Annotated in this window: 12 protein-coding genes; 7 read left to right on the top strand and 5 right to left on the bottom strand. The window is 67.5% G+C overall.

Annotated features, from left to right (window positions below):
* Positions 1-109 precede the first annotated feature (109 nt).
* Positions 110-4,300 (bottom strand): protein kinase, encoded by a 4,191-nt coding sequence (locus LZC94_22725; GenBank protein ID WXB20026.1) that lies wholly within the window; start codon positions 4,298-4,300, stop codon positions 110-112.
* A gap of 482 nt (positions 4,301-4,782) precedes the next feature.
* On the opposite strand from LZC94_22725, the gene LZC94_22720 reads away from it, so the two are divergent.
* Both LZC94_22720 and LZC94_22715 read left to right on the top strand, forming a co-directional pair.
* Positions 4,783-5,847 carry a glycosyltransferase gene (locus LZC94_22720; GenBank protein ID WXB20025.1) on the top strand — a complete coding sequence of 355 codons (1,065 nt, stop codon included), beginning with the start codon at positions 4,783-4,785 and terminating at the stop codon, positions 5,845-5,847.
* A 74-nt stretch (positions 5,848-5,921) separates the two neighbouring features.
* Positions 5,922-6,614: an MBL fold metallo-hydrolase gene (locus LZC94_22715; protein WXB20024.1), complete on the top strand. Its 693-nt coding sequence runs from the start codon at positions 5,922-5,924 to the stop codon at positions 6,612-6,614.
* A 247-nt stretch (positions 6,615-6,861) separates the two neighbouring features.
* Here the strand turns inward: LZC94_22715 and LZC94_22710 are convergent, their stop codons facing one another.
* Genes LZC94_22710 through LZC94_22700 form a run of 3 tightly spaced genes read right to left on the bottom strand, consistent with a single transcriptional unit; the run spans position 6,862 to position 10,894 of the window.
* Complete coding sequence (locus tag LZC94_22710) at positions 6,862-7,413, bottom strand: RNA 2'-phosphotransferase (protein WXB20023.1); 552 nt, start codon at positions 7,411-7,413, stop codon at positions 6,862-6,864.
* A gap of 14 nt (positions 7,414-7,427) precedes the next feature.
* Positions 7,428-9,176 carry an ABC transporter ATP-binding protein/permease gene (locus tag LZC94_22705; GenBank protein ID WXB20022.1) on the bottom strand — a complete coding sequence of 583 codons (1,749 nt, stop codon included), beginning with the start codon at positions 9,174-9,176 and terminating at the stop codon, positions 7,428-7,430.
* Positions 9,176-10,894 carry an ABC transporter ATP-binding protein/permease gene (locus LZC94_22700; GenBank protein ID WXB20021.1) on the bottom strand — a complete coding sequence of 573 codons (1,719 nt, stop codon included), beginning with the start codon at positions 10,892-10,894 and terminating at the stop codon, positions 9,176-9,178. Before LZC94_22700 ends, LZC94_22705 begins: the two co-directional genes overlap by 1 nt.
* A gap of 71 nt (positions 10,895-10,965) precedes the next feature.
* On the opposite strand from LZC94_22700, the gene LZC94_22695 reads away from it, so the two are divergent.
* From LZC94_22695 to LZC94_22685, 3 genes are all read left to right on the top strand, one after another.
* Positions 10,966-11,790 carry a MerR family transcriptional regulator gene (locus LZC94_22695; protein ID WXB20020.1) on the top strand — a complete coding sequence of 275 codons (825 nt, stop codon included), beginning with the start codon at positions 10,966-10,968 and terminating at the stop codon, positions 11,788-11,790.
* Between the two features lie 103 nt (positions 11,791-11,893).
* Positions 11,894-12,829 carry a hypothetical protein gene (locus tag LZC94_22690; GenBank protein ID WXB20019.1) on the top strand — a complete coding sequence of 312 codons (936 nt, stop codon included), beginning with the start codon at positions 11,894-11,896 and terminating at the stop codon, positions 12,827-12,829.
* A 172-nt stretch (positions 12,830-13,001) separates the two neighbouring features.
* Complete coding sequence (locus tag LZC94_22685) at positions 13,002-15,275, top strand: beta-propeller domain-containing protein (protein WXB20018.1); 2,274 nt, start codon at positions 13,002-13,004, stop codon at positions 15,273-15,275.
* Here the strand turns inward: LZC94_22685 and LZC94_22680 are convergent.
* The gene (locus LZC94_22680) at positions 15,269-16,528 is read right to left on the bottom strand and encodes a hypothetical protein (GenBank protein ID WXB20017.1); all 1,260 of its coding nucleotides are present in this window, start codon (positions 16,526-16,528) and stop codon (positions 15,269-15,271) included. The two genes, LZC94_22685 and LZC94_22680, sit on opposite strands and share 7 nt — an antisense overlap.
* Before the next feature lie 413 nt (positions 16,529-16,941).
* On the opposite strand from LZC94_22680, the gene LZC94_22675 reads away from it, so the two are divergent.
* Positions 16,942-17,193 carry a DUF4832 domain-containing protein gene (locus tag LZC94_22675; protein ID WXB20016.1) on the top strand — a complete coding sequence of 84 codons (252 nt, stop codon included), beginning with the start codon at positions 16,942-16,944 and terminating at the stop codon, positions 17,191-17,193.
* A gap of 174 nt (positions 17,194-17,367) precedes the next feature.
* On the top strand, positions 17,368-18,906 hold the full coding sequence (locus tag LZC94_22670) for a hypothetical protein (protein WXB20015.1): 1,539 nt from the start codon (positions 17,368-17,370) through the stop codon (positions 18,904-18,906).
* Positions 18,907-19,240: the final 334 nt, after the last annotated feature.

The following is a 19,240-nucleotide window of genomic DNA, read 5'->3' as shown; positions in this document are numbered from 1 at the left end:
GGCATCTGCTGGGGCTCCTTTTCAGACGGCCGTGCGCATGACGGTCCATCGAACGTACCTCGCTCGGGGGCCGCGTCCCAAGACGTTGCACGTTGCTCGGATGACGTCATCACACCCCCAGCATCTCTCGAAATGCTCGCGCCTCGCGCACGTCTTGGGTGCCAAGCCCCTCCGTGAACTGAGCCAGAATGGAGCTCAGGAGCTGCTTGGCCTCGGGCGTGCGCTCCAGGCTCACCAGCAAACGCGCGTAGCTCAGCGAAAGGCGCAGCTCCCACGAGCGGGCCCGCTGCGCGCGCGCGAGGTCCAGTCCGCGCTCGAAGCAGTCGCACACGACGGTGGGATTGGCTCCTTTTGCATGTAGGAGCTCGCCTCGAAGTCGGAAGAGCTCCACGGCGGCGATGCGCTCGCCCTTGTCCACGAAGGTCATCGCTTGATCCAGAGCGCGGGTGGCGCCGTCCAGATCGCCCTCCTTCCATCGCGCCCAGATCAGCGGCGCAAAGCAGAGGGTGATGGCCGTCACCAGGCCCGACTCGATCTGCTCGGTGACCCCCTCTTGAAGCTCCTGCACGGCCCCCGGCTCGCCCAAGCCCGCGCGCCGCCAGCCGCGCACGACCTTCGCCAGCGCCAGCGCCGCGTCGAGCCCGTGCTCGGTGGCCAGCCGGGTGGCCTCGTTGGCCCGCGCCAGGCTCCCCTCCGGCTCGCCGCGGAAGTTGTGCATGAACCCCGCGTGCAACAGCGCCAGGGAGAGGCTAAAGGGGTGATTCTTGCGGCGCGCGTGCTCGACCGTGTTCTGCACGCATTGGACCGATTCGTCCAATGCGCCCAACGTCCAGTACGTGAAGCCCAAGCAAAGGCCGCTGTCCACGCAGGGATCGACCCCCACCATCAAGGTGAGCCCACTGTGCTCCGTCTCGTCGTAGAGCGCGAGCGCCGCCCGTTGGTGGTTGCGGCAGGTGACGAAGTCGCCCGCGAGCATCGAGGGCATTCCAATCGCCGCGTGCGCGAGGAACTTCGCCCCGGAGTCTTTGCTCGTCTCGGGGTGCGCCATCAGATGGTGGGCCAGCTCGCCCGAGCTCGCGATATCGCCCGCCAGCGAATAAAACCGCCAGAGCCCCAGCAGCGAGGAGAAGGGCTGCGCATCGTAGCCCCCCGCGTGGCGCCCCAGCTCGCGAACCCGCTCGTACACTTGGCGGATCTCGTTGGACCAGTTGGCCGCCAGGAGCGCCCGGCCGAGGCCGAGCTGCAGCGCGAGCTCCCGTGGATCACGCGCCTCGTTCTCGGGGAGCCTCCGCAGCTGATCGATCGCGTGGCGGAAGTGGGTCGCGGCGTCGTCGTTGGCCGAGCGCGCGAGCGCCCGCTCCCCGGCGCGTTCGAAGTAGACCACCGCGTTCTCGTGGCAGCCCGCCTCCATGAAGTGCGCGGCCACCAGCTCCGGATTTTGCTCCACCACCCCGGGGAAGCGCTCGGAGAGGACCTCGGCCGCCCGCCGATGGAGCTCGCCGCGGCGGCCGCGCGTGAGCGATTGGTACGCGGCGTCCTTCACCAAGGCGTGCTTGAACGTGTAGCGCGCCTCCACCGTGCGGTCGCTCCTGCGAAGGACGTCCGACTCCACCAGCTGCATCAGCCCGACCCGCAAGAGCCCCTCGGTGTGCTCCCACGTCGCGGCGATCCGATCGTAGCTGACGTCCCGCCCGAGCACGGCGATCAGGCGCGCGACGTCGCGGCCTTCTTGCGGCAGCGCGTCGAGCCGCGCGTGCAAGAGCGCCTCGAGGGTGGCCGGGATGGCGCCGGATCCATAGGAGTCGAGCGCGCGGAGGATGTCCGTGGAGTCGGCCTGATCCATCGCATCGGCCACCCGGTGGGTGAGCTCCTCGATGAACAGCGGCACCCCGTCCGTCCGCTGCACCAGCTGCGCGACCACGCGCGCGGGCAAGGTCCGCCCCTTGCTGGCGAAGGCGATCATGGTGGCGGTGTGCTCGGCCGAGAGCCTCCCCAGCGGCAGGCGCCGCAGGTGCGCGCGCTGCGGCCACGGCGAGTGGAAGTCCGGGCGGGCCGTCACCAGGATCATGAGGCGCGCGTCGGTCATGGCGTTGAGCAGAAGATCGAGGAGCTCCAGGGTCGATGCGTCGCTCCAGTGCGCGTCCTCCACCACCAGCACCGTCGGCTGACGCTTGGCCAGGTGGACGAAGAGGTCCACCAAGGTCTCGAGCGTCTCCTTTTTGAGCAAATCGGGGCTGAGCGACGGGGAGGGGTACCGGTCGCCGGTGGGAATGCCCAACGCCGCCGCGAGGAGCGCCGTCTGCCGCGTGACCGCCCGATCGATCTCGGCCAGCGCGGCCTCCAAGAGCCGGATCTTCTCGTGGGCCGGGGTCTCGGTGCGCAGCCCCATGGCGTGCAGGAGCCCCTCGGCCACGGGCTGCAGCGCGCTGTTCTGAAAATACGGCCAGCATTGACCATGCACGACGCGGCGCTCGTCCGCGGCCGCGCGCTCCAAGTGGTGCTCGAGCAGCCGCGACTTTCCAATGCCGGCCTCGCCCACGATCCACGCGAACCGTCCGTGGCCCGCCTTCACCTCCTCCCAGAGCGCGGCCAGCTCCTCGAGCTCCTGGTCGCGACCGACCATCGGCGTGAGCTCGCCGCGGGTGATGGCGTCGAACCGGGAAGGCGCCTCCTTGGAGCGGAGCACCCGATGGATGCGAACGGGCTGCACCCCGCCGTCGGGCACCGCCTCGCCGAGCGCCTCGAGGTGAAACACGCTGCGCACCAGGGTCTGCGTCACCTCGCTGATGAGGATCTCGTTCGGCCCCGCCCGCCGTTCGAGCCACTGGGCCAAGTGCGGGGCGTCGCCGCGGATGTTGGGCGGGGAGCCCTCGCGCTCGATGCGCTCCGCGATGGCGAGGCTGGTCGCCACGCCGACGCGCGCGGCCATCGGCTGCCCGCCCTCGGACGTGCAGCCCCGGATGGCGTCCACGATGAGCGAGGCGGCCCGGAGCGCGCGGTGCGCGTTGTCCTCGTGGGCCTTCGGGTAACCGAAGCACGCGACGATGCGGGGGCCGATGGATGACAGGAGCGCCCCTTCGAGCTGCCGAACGACGGTGGTGCAAATCTCGAAGAACTCGTCGAGCGTCTCCCCGATTTCGTCCAGCCCGGACTCGCCCGGCAGCTCGGACGCGCCATGCAGCGCGCACGTCACCACGGTGACCGGGCGGCGATCGGGCTTGGTCCTCCCTGCGCGCTCGCCCCGCTCCCGGTTCTTGCGCATGGCGCGGGACAGCACGACCTCCAGCGCGACCAGCCCATCGAGCAGCTCCTCGGCCGTGCCATAACGGGCGCCGGGGCTCTTCTCCAGGGCGCGCTGGGCGATCACGCTGGCCTCCTCGGGCAAATCCGGCCGCACCGCCCGAAGGGAGGGCGCGCGCTCCGGGGAGGTGACCGCGTCCCGCAGCGCCATGAGGGTATCCATGGGGAAGGGGGGGATCCCGCCCAGCAGCTCGAAGAGCATGATCCCCACCGCCCAGAGATCCGTGCGCCCGTCTTGCGCTTGGCCCCTCCACTGTTCCGGGGCCATGTAGCCGGGGGTTCCGGAGAACCCATCGCCCGGGGCCCCGGGCTTGTCGGCGATGCTGGCCACCCCGAAGTCGAGGATCTTGGCGGTTCCATCCCGGGTGACGAAGACGTTGCTCGGCTTCAGATCGCGGTGCACGATGCCCAGTCGGTGAGCTTGGCAAAGCCCCCGCGCGACATCGGTCAAAATGCGCACCGCGCGCTGCGCGTCGACCCGCTCCTCTTTAACGATGGCGTCGAGCGACCGGCCCTCCAGGTGCTCCATCACCAGAAACGGCACCCCCTTGTCCGCGCCCATATCGAAGATCCGCACGATGTTCTCGTGGCTCAATCGGGCGCATGCGCGGGCCTCGAGCTGGATGCGCTCGAGCGCCTCGGCGGTGTCGAGCCCGCCGGTGGTGAGGAACTTGATGGCCACCGTGCGATCGAGCACCGTGTCGCGCGCCAGAAACACGACGGACATCCCGCCGCCACCGAGCCGCTCGATCACCTCGAACCGCGTTCCCGCCGGCCCGCCCAGGCGCTGGCCCGGATCGCGATGAACCTCCACGGTGTTGGCGACCGCCGATACCAACGTGCCATCGAGGCCGGCTTTGGCCGTGACCTTGTCCGCCGATACATTGCGCGCGCCGCCGGTGATGGTGGACGCCAGCGGGTCCCCCTCGTAAGGTCCACCCGGGCGATCCCCCGAGCTTGCGGAAGCCTCGAAGCTGTCCACGCGATTTCGGACGCCCATCGACGGATCCTCCCAAAACGAGAACGGCTGCGGCCATATCATACGGTCAATGAATCCCGGACGGCGGCCAAACCAAGTTGGCAACGGCGCATGGATGTGAATCTGGCAGCGAAGATCAGCTAATGCTGACTTACCGTCGTGGCGTCCTCCGTCGCGTAGGAGCGCGTATGGGCGCACATGGCAGCTCGTGGAGGGTCTCCGGCGTGAAGGGCGTGTTGCGTGAGCGCGCAACTTGCAACTTACGAGTTGCCGCGAGGCGAGGTTGCCACCAGGCTGCGATGCCGCGATGCTGCGATGCGCACGGTCATGGCCTCGCGGCACCTTGCGTCGAAGTCGATATCGGTTTAGGACGCGACACTGCAAAAAGGTGTAGCTTCGACGGTGGGACTCTTCGCGTCTGTCTTCGTTTCATCGGATTGGTTTAATTGCGTGTAATGCATGATTGACGGACTCGACCCGTGTCTTACCGTAGCGATCGCGCCATGAGTGAATTTACCGTCAGCGTCGTCGTTCCCACGTACAACCGCGCGTATTGCATCGCGAAGACGCTCGACAGCGTATTCGCGCAAACGCATCAAGACTTCGAGCTGCTCGTCGTCGACGATGGCTCCACCGATCGTACGCGCGAGCTGGTGCTCGACACGTATGGCAAGGATCCGCGCCTTCGTTACCTCGAAAAGATCAATGGAGGGGTATCGTCGGCGCGCAACCACGGTCTGCGCGCCGCCACGGGGGCCTTCGTGGCGCTCCTCGACTCGGACGATTGGTGGGTACCTTGGAAGCTCGAGCTGCAGGTCACGGCCATGCAGCGCTTGCCGCACGTCGGCATGATCTGGACCGACATGGATGCGATTGACGACCAGGGGGTCGTCACCAAGAACTTCTTGCGGGACATGTACAGCGCGTACAAATGGTTCGGCAAGGACGACCTCTTTACCGAGTCGCACCCGCTCGCCGAAGTGGCGGGGCCCCGCTCGGCTCTGGCGGCCCACGTCGGCGCCAAAAAGCTCTATGCGGGGGATATCTTCTCGCAGATGGTCATGGGGAACCTCGTTCACACATCGACCGTGCTCCTACGGCGCAACCGCGTCGAAAAGGTCGGCTTGTTCAACGAGGGCCTGCGTCACGCGGGCGAGGACTACGAGTACCACCTGCGCACCTGCCGCATCGGCCCCGTCGCCTACGCCGACGTGTCGACCATCTTCTATCAGCGCGGCCGGCCCGACCGGATCACCCGCAACGACAACCGAATCCACTTTGCGCAGGGCTTCCTGCAAACCATTCGCCCGGTCATCGAACGCGAGCGCGACCGCATTCGGCTGCCCCAAGAAATGATCGACGACGTGCTGGCCGAGGCCCACGCGTGGGTCGGCAACGAGCTGATGGAGCGCGGCCAGAACCTCTCGGCCATCCCCCACCTGGCGCGCAGCCTCTTCCACAAACCGTACCAGCTGCACACCGCCGGCATGTTCGCCTTTGCGTGCATTCCGCCCAAGGTTGGCCAACCCCTCCGGCGCGCCTTTCGCGAGTTGAAGGGGGCGAGCTGAAGGGGGTCGCCTCGGGCCCCCGCCGATTGGAGCACGGAGCCTCCGCATCATACGCGCTGTGCTAGGGAGAGGATGTGAGCTCTCCCTATCTACGCCAGCTGCTCGTGGGTCGCGATGTCGGGCGCGGGAACGCCGCCGGCACGCAAATGCAAAACTTCGTCTACCTCATTGGGGATCGGGACGCAGGCCAATGCCTCGTCGTCGATCCCGCATGGGACGTCGAGGGCATCACGCAATGCGCCGCCGCCGACGGCATGACCATCACCGGCGCCCTCGTCACGCACTACCACCCCGATCACGTGGGCGGCTCCTTTTATGGCCATAGCATCGAGGGGCTCGCCCGCCTGATCGAGCTCACCCCGTGCCCGGTGCACGTCCACAAGAACGAAGCCGAAGGCGTCCGCAAAGTGACCGGCCTCTCGGCCAGCGATCTGGTGCCGCACGAGGGCAACGATCGCGTGCAGGTGGGGGAGCTGGAGGTGGAGTTGCTCCACACGCCCGGGCACACCCCCGGGTCCCAGTGCTTCCGCATGGGCGACGCGCTCGTCTCGGGCGATACGCTGTTCCTCCAAGGGTGCGGTCGGGTCGATCTGCCCGGCGGCGATCCCGAGGAGATGCGTCGCACGCTTCAACAGAGGCTCGCCCGGCTGCCGGACGACCTCGTCCTCTATCCGGGGCACGCGTACGGGGGCGAGCACGCGCCGCTGTCGGAGGTGCGCCGGATCAATCCGGTCTTTCCGCGGCGGGATCCCTCACGGATAGGTTGACGATCTTGTTCATGAGTCGCGCGGGCTCCCATCGAAGTCGAGGGAGCCTCCGAATCCCTACGTATCGAGTGGATGGCAGCGTTTTTCGAATACGAAGATAGCGCCCTCCGCGGGTCGAGCGCTCTTGATCTGCGCTCGAATGGTGATTTTAAATCATTGACGACAAGATTGAATTTGTCGAAAGCGGCTTCCAGTCGCGGGCCGCGATGTATCTCCCACGCCGGCGTCGACGCGAGCGCCGCCGACTTTAGCCCGGCACCCGGAGGTACGCCGGCGGCACGTGATCGGTGAGCCACACGCCGTTTTCGGAGCGCCAGAACCTCCGCCCCGCCGCGTGCATCTCCCCGGCGTGCACCGTCAGGATCACGGCCGGACCGCTGCGCCGGTGTGCCACGATCTCCGCCGTTTGCGTATCCACCGAGAGGTGCACATGGGTGCGCGAACCGCGGAGCAGCCCGTTCTGGCGGATGCTCGCGAGGAACCGGGCTACCGTCCCATGGTAGAGGAGCACGGGAGGCTCGCGCGGCGCGAGCCCCAGGTCCACCGCCACCGAGTGCCCCTGATTGGCGCGGATGCGCGTCCCATCTTCGGAGATTGCAAACCGCTGCTTGTCGCTCGCGCGCACGATCTCCGTGAGCTCCGCGTGCGACAGCGGCTCCCCGCGCGCGGCGATGGCGCCGAGCAGCTTCGCCACGTCGGTCCAGCCCGCGCCATCGAGGTCGAGCCCGAGCGCCCCGGGATCGTGGCGAAGGGCGAAGGCCAGGAGCTTGCTGATGCGCGTCGCGCGAGCTCGATCCATGCGCCCCGATGGTATCACGCCTCTTCGTCCATCGACGCCACCAACCCCGCATACGCCCCTCCCGCGCGCAGCAGCGCCTCGTGCGTGCCCTGTTCCACGATGCGCCCGTCCTTCAGCACCACGATGCGGTCCGCCGCGCGGATGGTCGCCAGCCGGTGCGCGATGACCAATGTCGTTCGACCCTTGCGCGCCGCGCGCAGCGCCGATTGAATGGCGCGCTCGTTCTCGGCGTCCAGGTTCGACGCCGCCTCGTCCATCACCAACACGGGCGCATCCATCGCGAGGGCGCGCGCGATGGCCAGCCGCTGCCGCTGACCGCCCGACAAGAGCGCGCCGCGCTCGCCGACGTCCGTGTCCAGGCCATCGGGCAAGCGCGCCATCAGCTCCGTGAGATTGGCCGCGCGCAGCGCCTTTTCCAGCTCTTGGTCGGTGGCGTCGGGGTTTCCGATGCGGAGGTTGTCGCGGATGGTCCCGTGAAAGAGATAGACGTCTTGGGGAATGACCGCGATGCGCCGCCGCAGTGATGCCAGCGGGATCGTCCGGATATCGCGGCCCCCGATGGAGACCCTCCCCGCGCCCACGTCCCAAAAGCGCAAGAGGAGGTTCGAGCACGTGCTCTTTCCCGCGCCCGAGGAGCCGACCAGCGCCACCGTCTCGCCCGCGCGCGCCTCGAAGCTCACGCCGCGCAAGACCTCGGCGCCCGGCTCGTAGCCGAAACGCACGTCCTCGAAGCGCACGTCGGGGAGGGCTTCGCCCAGGTTCGAGCGGCCGGTGTCGGGGACGGGGGACGGCTGGTCCAGCACCGTCAGCACCCGGCGCGCGCTCGCCCGCAACGGCGCGAGGCCGCCGGCGATGGCGATGGCCTCCAGCACGGAGCCCAGCGCCGCGCCCACCACGGCCACCGCCATGGTCGCCAGCGCAAAGGGAATGACCTTTTGCGATGCCAGCGCCACCGCGACCAGGAGGGTGCCGAGGGTCGTGAGCGAGGCCAGGGCGTCGGTGGCGGCGTGCTGAAAGCCCACGATGCTCGCGAGCTTGCGCTGCTGCCCGACGTAGCTGCGCGTTCGATCGCCCAGCCGCTCCGCGAAGGACTTCGTCCGCTGGAAGAGGACCAGCTCGCGCAGACCTTGAATGCCGTCGACCACGTCCGCGTTCAGCGCGCCGAGCTCGCCCCGGAGCGCATCGCCCGCCGGCTTTGCGCGCGCCGCGGCCCGTCCGGGGATGAGCGACGCGAGCAGCATGCCGATGGCGGCGACCGCGGCCAGCGCCGGATGGACGGTGCCGAGGTAAATGACCGCCCCGGTCCCCACCGCGATGGCCACGACGGCGCCCAACGCCAAGTGCGCGAAGAACATCTCCAGCGCGTCCACGTCGCCCATCGCCGTCGCGCCCAGCTCGCCCGTGCGTTGCCCCAACAAATGCCGCGGCGCGCACCGTTCCAGGCCGTCGAAGAGCGTCAGGCGGAGCGCGGCTTGGTGGCGATAGGCAAATAGGTGCGCGAAGTGCGTATTTTGCCAGGCGCAGATCGCGGAGCCCGCCACCGACGCGGCGAGCACCACCCCGCCAGGATCGAGCGACTCGTGCGAGAGCGCGCGCCCCACGATCCACCCCAGCGCCCCCGCGGAGACCACGCCGAGGCCATGCTCGGCGATGCCCAAAACGGCGGCCAAGCCCAGGGCCCAGCGCCGATCGCGCACCCGCGACAGAAGACCGAGCAGCGGCCGAGCGCTCTCGGCGCCAGCGTTCGACGAATGCGCCATCATCACGCCACCTCCTGCGCATCGATCAGACGCGCGTAGGTCCCACGCCGAGCGACCAGATCGATATGCCGGCCCATCTCCACCACCTTTCCATTCTCCAGCACCAGGATGCGATCGGCCTCGCGCACATTGGAGAGCCGGTGGGCCACCACCAAGGTCGTCTTCCCCCGCGAGAGCTCGCGAAGCGCCGCCAGGATCGTGGCCTCGGTGCGCGCGTCCAAGTTTGCCGTCGGCTCGTCCAGCACCAGGATGGGCGCGTCCTTCAAGAACGCGCGCGCCAACGCCAAGCGCTGGCGCTGCCCGCCCGAGAGGCGCAATGCGTTCTCGCCGAGCACCGTATCGTAGCCGTCGGGCAGCTTGGTGATGAACTCGTGCGCATCGGCCGCGCGCGCCGCCTTCTCCACCTCGGCCGGGGTCGCGTTCGGCCGCGACAGCGTCAGGTTCTCGCGGACGGTGCCCGCGAAGAGATACGTATCTTGAGAGACCACCGCGATGCGCGCGCGGAGATCATCGAGCTTCATCGTGCGCGTGTTCGCTCCTCCCACCAGGATGCGACCGCTGCGCGGCGCCACGAAGGCCAAGAGCAGCGCGAGGATCGTGCTCTTTCCCGCGCCGGAGGCGCCCACCAGCGCCACGGTTTCACCGGCGGAGGCTCGAAAGGACACATCGTGGACGACGGTGCCCTCCCGCTGCGAATATCCAAAGGAGACATGCTCGAACGCGATGTCCAGCGCGCCCTTGGGGACCGGCTCGGGCTGCTCGACCTCGGACACCGGGGGCGTCTGGGCGAACCACGCGTGAAGCTGCTCGGCGGCGCCATGGGCCGAGAGGCTGGCATGGACCGCGCGCGCCAGATCCGAGAAGGGTCGGAGCGCCTCGCGCACCACCAGCAAGCTGCCGAGCAAGGTCGCCGGATCGAGCTTTCCCTCGGCGGCGCGCGTGGCCGCCAGCCAGATGGTGACCGCCGCGCCGCCCAAGGTCATCGCGGTCACGATGGCGGCGCGGCCGAGGGCCACGAAGAGCGTCCGAATGCCCTCGGTGGCCACCCGGTCCGACTTGTCCTCGAGCTCCCGCCGGCGCCGCGGCGATGCGCCAAATGCCTTGAGGGTCACCATGCCCTGAACGGCGTCGAGGAACTCGGCGCCGAGCGCCAAATACACCGTCCATCCCGCCTCGCTCTTCGCGGCCAGCGGGCGATCGAAGAGGATCGGCAGCAGCGCCGCGCCCAGCACGAACGCCAGCAAGGTGCCGCCGAGCCATGGATCGACGAAGCCGAGCCCCGCGACGACCGCCAGCGGCACCACCACGGCGACGACCAACGCTGGAAGATAGTCACTGAAGTAGGCTTCGAGCGCTTCGATGCTCTCCACCATCAACGTTTGAATTTCCCCCGTGCGCTCCCCCACGATTTTTCCGGGCCCGAGCTCCACCAGCTTGGCGAAGGCCGCCGCCCGCAGCCGCTCCTTGGTGACCGCCGCCGTGGCCTGCGCCACCCGGTGCGAGGCCCAAACCAGCGCGAACTGAAGAGCAATCGCGACCGCCAGCCCGAGCGCGGCGCCCCCGGACGGCCCATCGCCCCGAAGCACCCCGCCCAGCACCCGGGCCATGAGCAGCCCGATGCTTATCCGACTTCCCACGACCAAAAGGCGCATGCCGGACGAGCCCAGCACATGCCAGCGCACATCCGAAGCCAACGAAACGATCGTCTTCGCCCGATTCATGGCGGGACGCTAGGAGTTCAAGTCAACTTGAAGTCAAGGGGGCGGGGCCTATGCTCCCGTTGGAGATGAAAATGCGCGCGAGCGACGGGCTCGCTTCCATCGGCGATGTGGCGGAGCGCTTCCAGCTGCGCACCTCCGCGCTCCGTTTCTACGAGGAAAAAGGCCTGGTCACCCCCGCCACCCGCCAGAACGGACGGCGCCTTTATGGGCCGGCTTCCGTCCGGCGGGTGGGGCTGATTCGCATGTGGCAGCAGCACGGGCTCCTCTCGCTCGACGACATTGGAACCCTCTTCGTCCCCGCCGTCCCGCGCACCCGATGGCGCGGTGTGCTCGAGACCCGGGCGAGCGTGCTGGACGAGGAGCTGCGCGTGATCCGCACGGCCTGCGAATACCTCCGTTATTTCCTGACGTGTACAAGTGATAATCCGTTGAAAACATGCCCTTACATCCGTCGCGATCTCGACGAGATGTTCGGATTCCAGGGCGAAGGTCCGTGCATCATCGGCGCGCTCGCCCGCCGATACGACGTGCGCACCTCCACGATTCGGTATTACGAGGACGAAAAGTTGATGACCTCCATCCGCGTGCGCGGCCGCCGCCATTATGGACGCGAGGAGCTGCACCGACTGGGGTTCATCGTTTTGTGCCGGCAGTTTGGCCATTTGAGCTTGGACGACGTGGCCGTCATGCTCCGCGACGACGTCACCCACGGGGCCTGGCAAGCGGTGGTGCGAGGGCGCCTCGCCGCGCTGGAGCAGCGCATCGCCCGCAACACGGGCGCGGTTCGATACCTCGAACACTGGCTGACGTGCCCGGGCGACGATCTCATCGGCGTATGCCCATATCTCGCGCGCGCGCTCGATGATTTTCTCGAGGCCAGTACCCCGCGCGGGTGAAGTCGGGCGTTCTCATGGCTGTGAACGCGTGTAAGGGACCGTCCGCCAAGCGCTGATTTTCCTGCAATTTATGAAGGCTTCGTATTTGCTAAGGGTGCCGGCCATGAATGCTTCTCGTCGGACATGGCTTTGTGCGGTGGGGATCGCGTCGCTTTTGGGGGCCTGCGAGGGGTCGAGCTCGGAGGGGGGCCACGAGCCCGGAGGTCCTGGAGGTCCCGGAGGCCCCGGGCCGGTGCCCAACGTACCCTCGGACGCGGCCGATATCGACTCCACGTATGCCAAGCTTGGAAAGGGGTGCGGCCAATCCGGTTACGTGATGCGGTCGCTCACATTTGCCCCGTCGCGAAACTCGGTGCTCTGGGGCACGCCCCTCGACGATGCGGCGTCCCTCAGCGCAGCCAAAAATGCGCGCGGTTGGGGCGCGCTCGTGCTCCCCGGCCAGCTGGGGGTCGAGGAGGTTCGGGAAGAGGTCACCACCGAGTCACCCGATCAAGCGGCGCGTTGTGGTGCGGCGCGCGAGATCTTCTCGCCGTTCACCGAGAACAACCGCATGCACGATCTCCATGTGCTCGTCTTCGCGGGCGATCACCCGCACCCCGAAGGGTGGCCCGCCGAGGGGCTCCCCGCGCCCGTTCGCGCCCCCGTGCGGCTCCGCGCGTACTTGGATGCCGCATCGGCCGTGCGCGAGAGCACGTCGAACGGGGTTCTCTACAGCTCCGTCGAGCACCAGTACATCCCCATCTATCTTCGCTGCGACAACGAGCTGACGATCGCGTACGAGGGGCAGCGGGTCCCGGGGACGTGGGTTCGCGCCCATGGCCTGGATCCCCAGCTGTGCCGCCCCATCGCGGGCGAGGATGACGCGTACACGTGCTTGTACGAGCGCATCCAGCCGCTGGAAGGGGCCTGTTCGTTCGTGGCCGTCGGCGCGGTGTACCGCACGAACGCCGGCAACCAGCAGCGTCTCTCCTTCGGCGGCCGCATCGAGCCGGGCAAACGCTACCACCGCATCACGGTGGACCGCTTCTCGTTCCACTGACCGCGCGACGTCCCCGCGCCGCACCTGCGCGTCGGCGCCCGCGCCGGTCCGCGCCGGACCTACGCGAATGTCGCGACGCAGCGGTAGATCGTCCGCGGCGCTCGTGCGTAAGACCGCTCACGGCACGAGCTCGCGTCGAGATCGGCCGCACGGATCGGTGGGAGGCGTCATCATGAAACGACTCAGGCTCGCGGGTGGCATCTTGATGGCGTGCGCGCTCGCAGCAAGCTGCGCCCCCCCTTCGGCGCGCCCGGCTCCGGCGTCTTCCTCCGCGCACCGGGATGCACCGCACACCGGAGCCGGCTCCGCGCCCGCGCCGGCTCCCGGGCGGTTCGTCCATCGCGCCCATCCACCGGTCGCGCAACGGCCACCGCCCCCGGTGGTGACGGCGCCGATGAAGGGTGAGCCGTCGGGCGCCGCGCTGGCCGAGGCGCGGTTGGTCACCGTGAGCCGCGAGCAGGCCTCCCGCGATGACATCGAAGCGCGCGTCAAAGCCATGCGGGTGGCCCTCGAGAACTCGTTCGCCTCGTGGCAAAACATGCAGCCGTACTGCGGGCTTCGAGGCAAACGGTGGCCAAGGCGGGTGCTGCGCCCCAGCGAATTCTCCGATAAGGGCATACCGTCCTCGATGCCGGCGCCGACCGCCTCGGCCTCCGCGCCCGCGCAGCGCGCACCCGCGGGACCCGCGCCGAACAGCACCCCCGCCAAGGGCGCGGCGTCGAAGAGCGAAGCCCCCAAGGCGGGCAGCGCGTCGGGGACGAACAATCAAGTTGCGGGGGTGGACGAGGCCGACATCGTCAAGACCGACGGTCGCTACGTCTATTTTGCCATGAACGGCGCGCTGCGCATCGCCGAAGCGCTCGACCCGCGCATGCTCTCCGTCACGCAACTTCCGGGCACCGTGCGCGATCTCTTCGTCGAGGGCGACCGCGCGGTGGTGTACACGTCGAGCAGCGCCACGCGCGCGCCGTGCACCTATGGCTACGATTGCGAAGTGGGCGGCGATGGAAGCGCCACCACCGTTCACGTCTACGATGTCTCGAACCGGGCGAGCCCAAAGCGCATGCGGCAAATCGAGCTATCCGGCTCCTTCATCGCCGCGCGCCGCATTGGAAATGCCGTTCACACCGTGGTCGCCGACGGCGAGCACGCGGGCCTCGGCTACGCGGTATGGCCTTCGGGGCTGAGCTCGTGCGGCACCCCCGCGGCCACCGTTCGCGCGGCCTTCGCCAAGCTCAAAGCCGAGAACGAGCGCGTCATTCGCGCATCGTCGCCGGGCTTTCCCAGCCTTCGCGAGAAAGGGATCGAGCGGCTCGCGTCCAGCGCCGTGATGCGCACCGGCATCCACGATGGAACGGCCTTCACCACCGTCGTCTCCTTCGATCTGCGCGACGACAACACCCCCGCCACGACGGCCATCCTGCAGAGCCGCCCGGGCGCGGTGTTCGCATCGGACAAGGCGCTCTACATGTCCGTGACCCACCGCAAGCGCGGGGCCGGCCATGGTTGGTATTCCTTTTATGCGTCGACCGACGAGGTGAGCGACATTCACGAGCTCCGCATCGGCGCGGATCCGCGCGATACGAAGTACGTGGGCAGCGGGGTGGTTCCCGGACATATCCTCAATCAATTCGCCATGGACGAGTGGTCCGGTTATCTGCGCGTGGCGACCACCAGCGGCCGCGTGCCCGATCCCAAGGTGTCGAGCACCGTATCCATCCTCGCCAAAGGGCAGGGGGGCAACCTCACGCGCGTGGGCGCCGTCGGCCAAATTGCACCCGGCGAGGACATCCGCGCCGTCCGCTTCGATCAGGATCGCGGCTATGTCGTGACCTTCAAGAAGACCGATCCGCTCTTCGTTCTGGATCTCTACCCGCCCGCGCAGCCCTCGATCCTGGGGGAGCTCGAGATCCCGGGCTTCTCGACCTACATGCACCGAATCGATCCCGATCACCTGCTTTCCATCGGGTTCGACGCGAACGATCACGGCGACTTTGCGTACTTCGATGGCGTCATCCTCCAGCTCTTCGACGTGAAAAATCCCACGGAGCCAAAGCTCGTTCACAAAGAGAAGATCGGCTCGCGAGGCTCGAGCTCCCAGGCGGCGACCGATCACCTGGCGTTCAATTATTTTGCCGACAAGGGACTTCTGGCCGTGCCCATGACCATCTGCGAGGGCGGAGGAGACGGCATTTCCGGCGACACCCTGGCGTTCAGCGGGCTGCTCATCTACGACGTGGACACCGAGAAGGGCTTCACCCGGCTCGGGGGCGTGGACCACGGCACCAAAGGCGTCAACTGCAACACCTGGTGGTCGCAAGCGCGATCGGCGGTCAAGCGCAGCATCTTCCTCGACGATCTCGTCTACTCCATCGCCGAGGACCGCGCCAAGGTCCAGCGCATGGAGAGCCTTGGCGTCGACCTGGCCGATCTTCGCCTCTACTGAACCTTGTAGAGGTGCACCCCATAGCCGTCGAACGCGTCCTGAAACACGCCGTTCGCGAGCGAAATGGTCCGATTTTCGCCCAAAACCTCCGCCTTCGCCGAGGGCGCGACCCCGCGCACGGTGAAGGTCGCGGTGGTCTTGGCGTTCTTCATCGCCACCGCGAACACGTACGTCGCGCCCCCGTGCCGCTTCATGAGCGTATCGACCGGCACCTTGGTGTCCGACGACACCACGTCGAGCGCGCGGATCACGGGCGGCGTGTTGAGCACGGGCGCGAGCGCGCGGATCTGGGCGTTGATGGCGGAGACCGCGGCCTTGTTCTCGGGATCGTCGAGGAGCCCGCGCTCGTTGACGTTGGGCTTCAAGATGTGCACGAAGTAGCCAATCCCCATCGAGCCATGAACGATGGACATCCACACCTCCGCCTTGATCTGCGCCGGCGTGGGCCGCCCCTTGGGCTCGTTGTACCCGGTGGTCTCGATCCAATTCCAAACGGGCTTTTTGTACTTCGCCCACGCGCGCAGCCGATCGACCCCGCGGGCGACCAAGCCGAGATCTCCATCGTAGCTATTGACGGGATAAACATCGAACGACACGATATCGGCGCCCTCCGCGTACTTTGGATAATGCTCGTCATGGCCCGAGCAGCTGCCGCGGCCGACCCACGTCGGGCTGGCGACACCCTGCCCCAAGTTGAGAAACACGGGGTGCGTGGGATCGGCCTTTCGAAAGCCCTCGTAGCGCTGGACGATGGTCTCGGGGGCGATGCACGGCCCATATCCGCCTCGGCCGTCGGGCTGCGCGTTGTCCGGCTCGTCGTCGTGCAGCCACCCGTGGACGGTGGGATCGTTCACGTGCGCGAGGCCGACGCCGTTCTGATCGCAGAGCACCGGCATGGGGACCTTGGCGAGCTTGGTCAGCTGCGCGTCGGTGGGCCCCTCCCAAAGGCCGACGAAGTGGTTGACGCCAATGGCCGCGTAGTTCGCGGCTTGATCGGGGTTCTGCAACCACACGGCGATTGGAAAGAAGCTCGGATCGCTGGGGAGGCCGCGCGGGAATCGCGCGTAATAGGCCGGAGGGTCCTCCCAAGGTCCATAGGAATCGGCGCCCGAATCCGGGCGGGCGTCACCATGGCCGCCGTGCGCATCGGCGTTTCCTCCGTCGGCGTCGCCGCCTGGTGGCGCGTTCGATGCATTTTCGCTGCATGCCGCAAGTGCGATAAGGGCGAAGATATTCGCGATAGAGCGATTCATGTCCGCGCCGCGGTGCACGAAGCGGACCGGTACCGAAAAACCGTATTTCATCGGGCATTTACGGCGGCTCGAACGTGCTCCCACGTGCGAATTCATTGGGGGACCGGCCCACATCGGGGCTCGCTGCCCCCGCGCGCGTGCCATCGTGCGCGGCGAGGCGCCGTGTTGAAGGTGGTATTGCCATTGCAATCTTCCACCCGCGGTGCGCACGAGGGATCGCCTGCGGCGTCCTCGTCTGCGGCGCCCTCGCCTCGGCGAGAACGAAGATTTTACGCGGCGAGCTTTTCATCGTGTATTCATATGTTCAAAGAAGCAATTCGAGATTCGTCATCGTTACAGAGAAGCTACGGGAACGAGGGTTGGGCATCGTCCCTCGACGCGCGCCCGGTCGTGCTCACCTTCGAGAACGGCGGGTGCTCCTATGGCATTCGCCTGGACGGCATCGACGGGCGTCGCGGGGCGGCGGGGGCAAGTGCCAAGATCGACACCCGGATAGCATTCCCGAGGAGCTGACCCCTGGCACCTGGCGCGTCCTCCTGCGTCTTCCGGACGCCGGAGCGCGCACGCCGAGCCGTGCGGACGTGGCGGTGCAGATGGCCAACGAGAACACCTGGGACGCGGCGCTCGGCGGCAATGTGCTGGGCGCGTTCGTGGTCGTTCGGTAGCGCGCGTTCCGGGCGCGCGGGTCCTGGCGGCCCGGCGCGGAAGGCGTCATTCCGTTGCGGAATGATAGCTTCCGCGCGGAGGTTGCCTCTATGCAAGAATCGGCGGCAAATGCGCGGTTTTCTTGGTTGGTGCGGCCTTTGCGATGGGTCGCCCTCAGGAAGGGAAACAGCCACATGCGCAGACATTCCATCGAGGTGCTCACGGGTCTCATAATCGGCGCGATGTGGATCGCGGCGTGCAGCGGCAAGAACGACGACAAGGGGACAATCACGGATCCTCTCGTCTTCGAAGCCGGCGACGAGGCCCGCGCAATGGGCGTGAACCTGTGGGGCGTGAGCCTGGATCGCGGCAACGATTCGACCGTGATTCACGGCTACGATGGATCGAACCATTCCATCGTCGAAGTGCGCCGCCAGAACGCGGTGGTCGCGGCCGGCTACAACGCGTACTCGGTGTCGGTGACCGGGCTCGGCGCCAACGCGCACATGGAGAGCAACGTGGAAACCGTGGACGCGAACCCGTCGTCGGGCACCACGAGCAACGCCAAAGCGTTGACCTTCTTGATGCGCGAAAACACCTTCGCCAACGATCCCGCCGCGCAGCACATCATCGACGTCGTCGGCAAGGACGCGGACGCGAACCCCCCGCACCCGTATGGAAAATCGGGCGGCGGCAAGCTGACACGCTCGGGGAGCTTCGAGACGGCCCCCTATGGCGATTCGCTCATCAACAACCCCGGCAACGACGCCGGTCTGGTCAACGGTACGTGCATCAACCTGACAGCGGGGTGCGTGACCAGCCTCATTTCGCTCGTCACGGACGGCATCAAAGGCATCGCCGACTGCTCGAAGCTGGTGACCGGGAGCGAAGTCGAGCTCACGTGCAGCGACAAGGACAAATGCTCCTCCACGAGCGGGCAAAGCACCACCAGCAGCGCACAATCCTGCGCCGAATCGGCCAAAAAAGCCGCCGAATCGGCCAACAGCGCCGCACAATCGTGTTTGAGCGAGTGCAACAAAGGCGGCGGCAGCGACGGCGGCTCCGGAGGGGGGTCGAACGGCGGGAGCAACGGTGGTGGGAGCAACGGTGGTGGGAGCAACGGTGGCGGTGGATCGGACGCCGGCTCGGGGGGTGGCAACGGTGGGGGTAACGGCGGCGGCAATGGCGGCGGCGGCAACAACGGCGGTGGCAACAACGGTGGTGGCGGTGGCGGAGGGGCGGATGCCGGCTCCGGCGCCGAGACGTCGGAAGCCGTACGTCGTGCCATGGAGTGGGTGACCGCCAAAGTGCCTTATTGCGGCGGCATCAAAGGCGGCGCCGACTCCATCTGCGGAGGCACCTGCGTTCGCACGGGGGCGGCGAGCAAGCCCGAGTGGGACAAGTACCGCTCCGATTGCTCGGGGCTCGTCTCCTACGCATGGAAAATCGACGCACCGGGCCTGACCACATCGGGCTTTGCGCCCCAGAACGCATCGGCGAGCAGCGAGATCGAGCCCAACGCCCTGCAGCCGGGCGACGCTCTCAATCGAACCTCGCCGACCGGTCATATCCTCCTCTTCGCGGGCTGGGCCGACAAGGCCAGCGGCAGCGCCAACCTGATCGCCGAAAGGGACTGCGGCCTTGTCGCTACGGCCTACCCGGGTGTTCTGCGCATCAAGGGCAATCGCATCACCTACGGCCAACAACAATACGCTGCCATTCGAACCAAATAACGCTCCCGTGAGCTGAGGCTCCCAACGGCGAGCCACTCGGGTGAAAGTGGGCGCACGGTCCTTGACGGGGCCGTGCGCTTTCGCGTGGATGTGCACGGGGACTTGCGATCACGCGATGTGCAAGCCTTGCGGTCACATGGCGATGTGCAGGCCTTGCGGTCGCATGGCGATGTGCAGGCCTTGCGGTCGCATGGCGATGTGCAAGATGCCTTGCGGTCGCGCGGCGATGGGTTTGCGCGCGCGGATGATCACGGGAGCCGTGCGATTACGCGTGGATGTTTCACGGAGGTGTTTGCGGTCACGGATGTGCGAGGCGCCTGCGGTCGCGCGTGGA

Source organism: Sorangiineae bacterium MSr11954, assembly GCA_037157815.1.
In the GTDB taxonomy this organism is placed as follows: Bacteria; Myxococcota_A; Polyangia; order Polyangiales; family Polyangiaceae; genus Pendulispora; species Pendulispora albinea.
Note: the sequence above shows the minus strand (reverse complement) of the source record. Positions and strands in the feature narration are given on the sequence as shown.